We start from the raw sequence: 8,516 nt of genomic DNA on the forward strand, positions 1-8,516 counted from the left end.
GCTCGCCCCTTACCGTGCCTGTTCATCATCGTATGATCGTGATCCCTCGCCCCCTGCGCCTGACCTTCTATTCTCTGTTGATCATCGCCGGTGCGGTGCTGGCTGCCGCCTTGGCCACGCGCCATGCCGAACGCCAGGCCCTGGTGGACGACGCCGCCCGTGCCAATCAGCAGCTCGCGCTGTATGCCAACTCGCTGCACACCCTGATCGAACGCTACCGTGCCCTGCCCGCCGTACTGGCGCTGGATTCGGAGATGATCAGCGCCTTGAAGGGCCCGCTGGACGCCGCCACGCAAGACCGGCTCAACCGCAAGCTGGAGCGCATCAACGGCGCTGCGCAGTCTTCGACCCTGGAACTGATGGACCGCACCGGCCTGGCCGTGGCCGCCAGCAACTGGAACCTGCCCAGCAGTTATGTCGGCCACAATTACGCGTTCAGGCCGTATTTCAGCCAGACCTTGAGCCAGGGCACCGGGCGCTTTTATGCAGTGGGCGTGACCACGGGTATTCCGGGTTATTTTCTTTCCAGCGCGGTCGTGGATGAGCACGAGCAGTTCCTCGGTGCCATGGTGGTCAAGCTGGAGTTCCCGGAACTGGAGCGCGAATGGGCCCAGGGCAATGACCTGCTGTTGGTCAGCGATGCGCGGGGCATCGTGTTTATCGCCAACCAGCCGGGCTGGCGTTATCGCAACCTGCGGCCGTTGTCCGAAAATGACCTGGCTGAACTCAAGGCCACCCGCCAATACGACAAGAAGCAACTGCAGCCGCTGGACACCCAGCCCCTGCAACGCTTTGACGAAAACAGCCACTTGATCCGCGTCAACGGCCCCGACGGCAACGCCAATTACATCTGGGAGTCGCTGCCGCTCAAGCGCGAAGGCTGGACCCTGCACCTGTTGCGCAAACCCCAGTTTGCCTTTGAAGACCAACGTAACGCGGGCCTTGCCGCTGCGGGTTCGTGGCTGGCATTGGTGTTCCTGGGGCTGTTCCTCAGCCAGCGCTGGCGCCTGGCCCGCTTGCGCCAGCGCAGCCGTGAAGAACTGGAGCAATTGGTCGAAGAACGCACCCAGGCGCTGCGCACCGCCCAGGATGGCCTGGTGCAGTCGGCCAAGCTGGCGGCATTGGGACAGATGTCGGCCGCCCTCGCCCATGAAATCAACCAGCCGCTGACCGCCCAGCGCATGCAACTGGCGACGCTGCGGCTGTTACTCGACCATGGTCGCGTGGACGATGCCTACAAGGCTCTCACGCCATTGGATGACATGCTCACGCGTATGGCTGCGCTCACCGGCCACCTCAAGACGTTCGCGCGCAAGAGCCCCAGCGGCCTGCGCGAAAAGCTGGACCTGGCGACGGTGGTCGACCAATCCTTGCACCTGCTCGACGCGCGCCTGCGTGACGAAGCCATCGGCGTGGTGCTGGACCTCACTCGCCCGGCCTGGGTACGTGGCGACGCGATCCGCCTGGAACAGGTGCTGATCAACCTGCTGCGCAACGCCCTCGACGCCATGGCCGATAAACCGCGCAAGCGCCTGGAAATCCGCCTGCACGCCGATCAGCAACTATGGCAGTTGAGCGTCTGCGACAGTGGCGGCGGGATTGCCGAGGAACATTTGAGCAGCGTATTCGACCCGTTTTTCACCACTAAACCGGTGGGCGACGGGCTCGGCTTGGGGCTCGCGGTGTCCTACGCTATCGTGCATGAACTGGGCGGACGCCTGAGTGCCGCCAACCGTGGCGATGGCGCGATTTTCACCTTGACCCTGCCTATCGCCCTGGAGACACCAGACCTATGTTGAACGCGGTGATTGTGGTCGATGACGAAGCCAGTATTCGCACGGCCGTCGAGCAATGGCTGAGCCTGTCGGGGTTTGACGTGCAGTTGTTCAGCCGCGCCGAAGAGTGCCTGGCGCAACTGCCCAAGGACTTTGCCGGGGTGATTCTGAGCGACGTGCGCATGCCGGGGCTCAGCGGCCTTGAACTGTTGGCCGAGGTGCAGCGCCGCGATGCCGATTTGCCGGTGATTTTGCTCACCGGCCATGGTGACGTGCCAATGGCCGTCGAAGCCATGCGCGACGGCGCCTATGACTTCCTGGAAAAACCCTTCAGCCCCGACGCCTTGCTCAACAGCCTGCGCCGGGCGTTGGACAAGCGTGGCCTGATCCTGGAAAACCGCCGCCTGCATCAACAGGCCGATCATCGCGTGCAGTTGGAGTCCAGCCTGCTGGGTGTGTCCAAGGGCCTTCAAAGCTTGCGCCGCCAAGTGCTGGACCTGGCGAGTTTGCCGGTCAATGTGCTGATCCGGGGTGAGACCGGCAGCGGCAAGGAGTTGGTCGCCCGCTGCCTGCACGACTTCGGCCCACGCGCCAAGAAGCCGTTCGTGGCCCTCAATTGCGCGGCAATCCCCGAGCAGTTGTTCGAAGCCGAACTGTTCGGACATGAAAGCGGCGCCTTTACCGGCGCCCAGGGCAAACGTATCGGCAAACTGGAATATGCCCACGGCGGCACCTTGTTCCTGGATGAAATCGAAAGCATGCCCCTGGCCCAGCAAGTGAAATTGCTGCGCGTATTGCAGGAACAGAAGCTGGAGCGGCTGGGCTCCAACCAGAGTATCCAAGTGGACCTGCGCATCATCGCTGCCACCAAGCCCGACCTGCTGGAAGAAGCCCGTGCCGGGCGCTTTCGCGAAGACCTGGCCTATCGGCTCAACGTCGCGCAACTGCGCCTGGCGCCATTGCGTGAACGTCGCGAAGATATTCCGCTGTTGTACGAGCATTTTGCGCAAAGCGCCGCCGAGCGTCTGGGCCGCCAGGTCGAGCCTTTGAGTGGCCCGCAGTTGGGGCGCCTGCTCAGCCATGACTGGCCGGGCAATGTGCGCGAACTGGCCAACGTCGCCGAGCGCCAGGTGTTGGGGCTGGACGAGCCGGAACCGGAAGGGATCGAAGCCGGGCAGTCGTTGGCGGCGCAGCAGGAGGCGTTCGAGGCACACTGCCTGAAGGCCGCGTTGACGCGTCACAAGGGCGATATCAAGGCGGTGCTGGCCGAGTTGCAACTGCCACGTCGAACCTTCAATGAGAAGATGCAGCGGCATGGGTTGGTAAGGGAGATGTTTGTGTAGCGACCTTTGGATCGCCATCGCGGGCAAGCCCGGTCCCACACTGATCGTTCCCACGCTCCGAGTGGGAACGCAGCCTAGGCCGCTCTGCGTCGCTTTTTAAAGGCGCGACGCGGAGCGTCACAACAGGCGTTACCACGCAGAGCGCGGGAACGATTACTGCAGCCATAAGCGGATTTCCGCTCACCACCCCAAAACCATCAGCGAATTTCCGCTCAATAAAATCCCGCAACCCTTCTATTCCGGGCCTTCCTCTACCTGGCACAGCTCCTGCTATAGCCCCAACAGGCTGCGCACGCGCCGCTCCATAAAAACAACTAGATGAAGGATCCTTCAATGGATAACTCCAACACCGTGCCTCTGGGATCGACGGCCGTCAAAGCGCAGGAGCGCACCACCTCCAGCCGCATCAAGTCGATCTTCAGCGGATCGGTCGGCAACATGGTCGAATGGTACGACTGGTACGTCTACGCCGCCTTCTCGCTGTACTTCGCCAAAGCCTTCTTCCCCAAAGGCGACACCACTGCCCAACTGCTCAACACCGCCGCGATCTTCGCCGTAGGCTTCCTGATGCGCCCGATCGGTGGCTGGCTGATGGGCCTGTACGCCGACAAAGTGGGGCGTAAAAAAGCCTTGATGGCCTCGGTGTACCTGATGTGCTTCGGCTCGCTGCTGATTGCCCTGAGCCCCGGCTATGAAATCATTGGTATCGGTGCGCCGATCCTGCTGGTGTTTGCCCGCCTGCTGCAGGGCCTGTCGGTCGGCGGCGAATACGGTACCTCTGCCACTTACCTGAGTGAGATGGCCACCAAGGAACGCCGCGGTTTCTACTCCAGCTTCCAATACGTGACCCTGATCTCCGGCCAGCTCATCGCGCTGGCGGTGCTGATTGTGCTGCAACAGGTGCTCACCACCGAGCAGTTGTATGCCTGGGGCTGGCGTATCCCGTTCGCCATCGGCGCCCTGTGCGCAGTGGTCGCGCTGTACCTGCGTCGCGGCATGGAAGAAACCGAGTCGTTCACCAAGAAAGAAAAAGCCAAGGAAAGCGCAATGCGCACCTTGATGCGCCATCCCAAGGAGCTGATGACCGTGGTCGGCCTGACCATGGGCGGCACCCTGGCGTTCTACACCTACACCACCTACATGCAGAAATACCTGGTGAACACGGTCGGCATGAGCATCTCCGACTCCACCACCATCTCGGCGGCGACGCTGTTCCTGTTCATGTGCCTGCAACCGATCATCGGCGGGCTGTCGGATAAAATCGGCCGCCGCCCGATCCTGATCGCCTTCGGCGTGCTTGGCACCCTGTTCACCGTGCCGATCCTCACCACCCTGCACACCATCCAGAGCTGGTGGGGCGCGTTCTTCCTGATCATGGCGGCGCTGATCATCGTCAGCGGCTACACCTCTATCAACGCCGTGGTGAAGGCCGAGCTGTTCCCGACCGAAATCCGCGCACTGGGCGTGGGCCTGCCGTATGCCCTGACCGTGTCGATCTTCGGCGGTACCGCTGAATACATCGCGCTGTGGTTCAAGAGCATCGGTATGGAAACTGGCTACTACTGGTACGTGACCGCGTGTATCGCCGTGTCGTTGATGGTGTACGTGACCATGAAAGACACGCGTAAACACTCACGCATCACCACCGACTAAAAAATGTGGGAGCGGGCTTGCTGTGGCGAGCAAGCTTGCTTGCGCTGGGGTGCGAAGCGCACCCAAAAAGCTGACTCCAGCTACGCTGTCGAACGGGAGCAAGCTCCCTCGCCACAGCAAGCCCGCTCCCTCATTTAGCCTTAGGACAACTCTGCGGCCTCATTGCGCCCATAGCGCCGCTGCGCATACGACGCGCCAGCAATCATCACCACCAGCACCGCAGCCAATACCGCGGATGAACCGATGGTGCCGAAATCCAAGCCGCCTTTTTCATGGGGTTTGGTCAGGAAATCTCCCAAGGTCGCGCCAAACGGCCGTGTCAGTACAAACGCCACCCAGAACAACAGTACCGACGAGATGCGGGTGAAGTACTTGAGTACCACCACCGCGGCGATGGTTGAGCCGATCAACAATGCGCCACCGGCGAAGCCCAGCCCCGAATCGTCCGCGAGGAAATCGCCCAATGCGGTGCCCAAGGTGTTGGAGAACAGGATCGCCATCCAGTAAAACAGCTCCCCTCGGAAGGTCTGCACCTTGTTCACGTTCAGCGAGTCACCACTGAGGTGCCACAATGCAAAGATGATCAGCAGGATCACGATCAGGATCATCGACCCGGTGGCGTAGCCCAGCCCCAGCGTGCGGTCCATGAAGTCGGACATTGTGGTACCCGCCGTGCTGGTAGACAAAATCACGATCCAGTACAGCACCGGGTTGTAGGTTTTCGACCAGAGTTGCGTCACCAGGGTCACCAGGAACACGCTGATGAGGATCATGGAGCTGATGGCGTAGCCAACGTTCAAGGTCATCGACAGCAAGTCCCCGGCAGTTTCGCCCAAGGTAGTTGCGCAGATTTTCATGACCCAGAACGCCAGGGTGATCTGAGGAAGTTTGTTCATGCAGTAGATAGCTCCAAGGCTCAGTCTTATAGGGGGTATTGACCTTGGGCGCAGACTGAAGGGGAAACTGTGAAAAATAGGTGGCAGATGTATGAAAAATCCATGGGCACGATGGAAATTCACCGCCATGAATTGCACTATGACCGCCTCCCAAACCGCGTAGCAGGAACCCCGGCCATGCCTGACGACATCCACTTTTACGAACCCGCCAACGGCCACGGCCTGCCCCATGACCCGTTCAATGCGATCGTCGGCCCACGCCCGATTGGCTGGATCTCCTCGCACGATCGCGAAGGCCGCCTGAACCTGGCGCCCTACAGCTTCTTCAATGCGTTCAACTACATTCCGCCGATCATTGGGTTTTCCAGTGTCGGGCGTAAAGACAGCCTGAACAATATCGAACAGACTGGAGAATTCGTCTGGAACCTGGCCACCCGCCCGCTGGCCGAGCAGATGAACCAAAGCTGCGCGGCCGTATCGCCCGAGGTGAATGAATTCGAACTCTCCGGGCTGACGCCGGTGGCTTCGAAAATCGTTGGCGTACCACGGGTGGGCGAGAGCCCGGTGTCGTTCGAGTGCAAGGTGACGCAGATCATCCAACTGCAACGTGCCGACCAACAGTTGGTGCCAAGCTGGCTGGTGCTGGGCGAGGTGGTTGCGGTGCACATCGCCAAATGGTTGCTCAAGGATGGGATCTACGACACTGCTGCCGCCGAGCCGATTTTGCGCGGGGGTGGCCCGGCGGATTATTTCCAGCTGGGGCCTGAGGCCCTGTTCAAAATGCACAGACCAGGCGCCACCAAGCCCTGACTGAAATGCAATCAAAACTGTGGGAGCTGGCTTGCCTGCGATAGCGGTGGGTCAGTTAACCCAAGAGTGACTGATACACCGCTATCGCAGGCAAGCCAGCTCCCACATTGGTTAGGTGTGCTGCCTCAGCGTTCAGCAGTCGCCCAGGTCAGTTGGCCTTCTGCATCCACATCGACCAGATGCTCGAGTTGCAACGTCGCCGCATCATCGGCATCGGACGCAGTCTTGAACGTCTGCCCATCAAGGATCTTGTGAAACCTGGGTGCGCCCATGCCATCCAGTGCCTTGACGGCGACGGCGGCGCTGTAGCCACCTTCGCCCGGTACTACGGCGGAAACGGCTTCGTGGTGGGCAAATTGTTTACGTGCCATGTTGCAGGTCCTGGCCAATGGAAAGTCGGCCATTCTAACCGTTAACCGGCCAGTTGCAGGTACTCGCCGTAGGCCTGTGCCGCCGATGCGTCGGTGAAGGTCTGGAAGTCCATGCTGCGCACGACCATGTCGTTCAGAAGCTCGGTGAAGATCATCAGGGCCGGAGAGTTGAAGTAGGCGCTCATGGCCTGCTCGCTGCTCCAGAACCCGGACACCAGCCAGACATCGGGATCGACCTGGGAGTGCTGCAACGAGAATTGCAGGCAACCCTGGGCCTGGCGACCTGGTTCGATCAAACTGCTCAAGCGTGCACCGAGTTCGGTGCTGCACCCGCTACGGGCGCGGATAAAGGCCATATGGCTCGCGGGAATGGGGGTGGACATGTTCGACTCTCCCGTTGAGAAGTGATGCTCGGCAAGCACAATGAGGGCGTGTTGCCACAGGATCAAAGATAACGGCGCGGGGGTGGGCGCGGTTAGTCAATTCCTGCAGGCTTATTGCACAATCCTGCGAGAAGCGTAGGGAGGACGTTCGGCCCCAGGATTTATTCCAGGCCCAGGCCTCATGTTTCAGGCTGATGACAGGCTGCGCACTTGCCTGATTCACGCTATCTCGCAGGATCAGGCAAGGATGCTGCAGAATCGACGTAACACTTTTTGAAAAGCCGCCGCTAAGCTGAGCCCATCAAAGCAGCGTGTAGAGGACGCCCCATGCCGTCGCCCGAATCCAAGTCCATTCCCCTCGATGCCGAGATGGAGAAACAACGCGCCGAGCTGGCCAGTATCGTGCACCGCCATACCTGGGAGGACGGCTCCTACGGCACGGCGATCACCTCGCTGTACCTGAACCGCCACAACGCGCCGCGGGATTTCATGCCGGTGCTGGTGGAACCCGCGCTGTGCATCCTCGCCAGTGGCAGTAAGGAAGTGCGCCTGGCCGACGAGATCTTTGCCTACGACCCGCTCAACTACTTGGTGTTCTCGGTGGCGATGCCGGTAGCCGGCCGCATTATCGACGCCACCGCCGAGGACCCGAACCTCTCGGTGCGTATCAATATCGACCCGGCGCAGCTCACAGCGCTGATCGCAGAGGCCGGGCCGATGGGCGTGCCCTCGCGCCCGACCTCGCGAGGCATGTACGTCGACCGCATCGATCACGCACTGCTCGACGCGGTGCTGCGCCTGACCCGCTTGCTGGACACCCCTAAAGACATCGCGATGCTCGCGCCCTTGATCAACCGTGAAATTCTCTACCGCTTGCTGCGTGGCCCGCAGGGTTATCGCCTGTATGAAATCGCTGTGGCTAACAGCCAGAGCCATCGGGTGAGCCAGGCGATCACCTGGTTGAACGGTAACTACGAACAGCCGCTGCGTATTGACGACCTGGCCAAAGAAGTGAACCTGAGCGTCTCGACCCTGCACCATCGCTTCAAAGCGATCACGGCCATGAGCCCGCTACAATACCAGAAGCAACTGCGCTTGCAGGAAGCCCGGCGGCTGATGATTGCCGAAGGGCTGGAGGCCTCGGCGGCGGGCTATCGGGTGGGGTATGAAAGCCCGTCCCAGTTCAGCCGGGAGTACAGCCGGTTGTTTGGTGCGCCGCCGCTGCGCGACCTGGCCCGGTTGCGCCAAAGCATCTGATGTACGCAGAGCAACATGTGGGAGCTGG

The 8,516-nt window shown here is 61.0% G+C and carries 8 protein-coding genes; 5 read left to right on the forward strand and 3 right to left on the reverse strand.

All coding sequences use genetic code 11. The features are described from left to right. The first annotated feature begins 32 nt into the window (after nucleotides 1–32). From ACTJLA_RS03995 to ACTJLA_RS04005, 3 genes are all read left to right on the forward strand, one after another. Complete coding sequence (locus ACTJLA_RS03995) at nucleotides 33–1,799, forward strand: ATP-binding protein (protein ID WP_034128607.1); 1,767 nt, start codon at nucleotides 33–35, stop codon at nucleotides 1,797–1,799. Further along, entirely contained in the window at nucleotides 1,793–3,118 is a 1,326-nt protein-coding gene (locus tag ACTJLA_RS04000) for a sigma-54 dependent transcriptional regulator (RefSeq protein WP_314545155.1), read from the forward strand. The genes ACTJLA_RS03995 and ACTJLA_RS04000 overlap by 7 nt, the downstream gene beginning before the upstream one ends. A gap of 333 nt (nucleotides 3,119–3,451) precedes the next feature. Further along, nucleotides 3,452–4,771, forward strand: a complete 1,320-nt coding sequence (locus ACTJLA_RS04005) for an MFS transporter (RefSeq protein WP_034128609.1) — start codon at nucleotides 3,452–3,454, stop codon at nucleotides 4,769–4,771. A 140-nt stretch (nucleotides 4,772–4,911) separates the two neighbouring features. Here the strand turns inward: ACTJLA_RS04005 and ACTJLA_RS04010 are convergent, their stop codons facing one another. Continuing rightward, nucleotides 4,912–5,667 (reverse strand): hypothetical protein, encoded by a 756-nt coding sequence (locus ACTJLA_RS04010; RefSeq protein ID WP_314545160.1) that lies wholly within the window; start codon nucleotides 5,665–5,667, stop codon nucleotides 4,912–4,914. Between the two features lie 177 nt (nucleotides 5,668–5,844). On the opposite strand from ACTJLA_RS04010, the gene ACTJLA_RS04015 reads away from it, so the two are divergent. Further along, entirely contained in the window at nucleotides 5,845–6,477 is a 633-nt protein-coding gene (locus tag ACTJLA_RS04015) for a flavin reductase family protein (protein WP_034128610.1), read from the forward strand. A gap of 125 nt (nucleotides 6,478–6,602) precedes the next feature. Here ACTJLA_RS04015 and ACTJLA_RS04020 read toward each other — a convergent pair whose 3' ends face one another. Both ACTJLA_RS04020 and ACTJLA_RS04025 read right to left on the reverse strand, forming a co-directional pair. Beyond that, nucleotides 6,603–6,848, reverse strand: a complete 246-nt coding sequence (locus tag ACTJLA_RS04020; protein WP_019817340.1) for a hypothetical protein — start codon at nucleotides 6,846–6,848, stop codon at nucleotides 6,603–6,605. Between the two features lie 41 nt (nucleotides 6,849–6,889). Then, complete coding sequence (locus tag ACTJLA_RS04025; RefSeq protein ID WP_003193915.1) at nucleotides 6,890–7,231, reverse strand: antibiotic biosynthesis monooxygenase family protein; 342 nt, start codon at nucleotides 7,229–7,231, stop codon at nucleotides 6,890–6,892. A gap of 327 nt (nucleotides 7,232–7,558) precedes the next feature. On the opposite strand from ACTJLA_RS04025, the gene ACTJLA_RS04030 reads away from it, so the two are divergent. Next, nucleotides 7,559–8,488 (forward strand): AraC family transcriptional regulator, encoded by a 930-nt coding sequence (locus ACTJLA_RS04030; protein ID WP_034128611.1) that lies wholly within the window; start codon nucleotides 7,559–7,561, stop codon nucleotides 8,486–8,488. The last annotated feature ends 28 nt before the right edge of the window (nucleotides 8,489–8,516 follow it).

Origin of the sequence: Pseudomonas sp. 22072, assembly GCF_052046095.1 — a bacterium.
Classification (GTDB): Bacteria; Pseudomonadota; Gammaproteobacteria; order Pseudomonadales; family Pseudomonadaceae; genus Aquipseudomonas; species Aquipseudomonas paracarnis.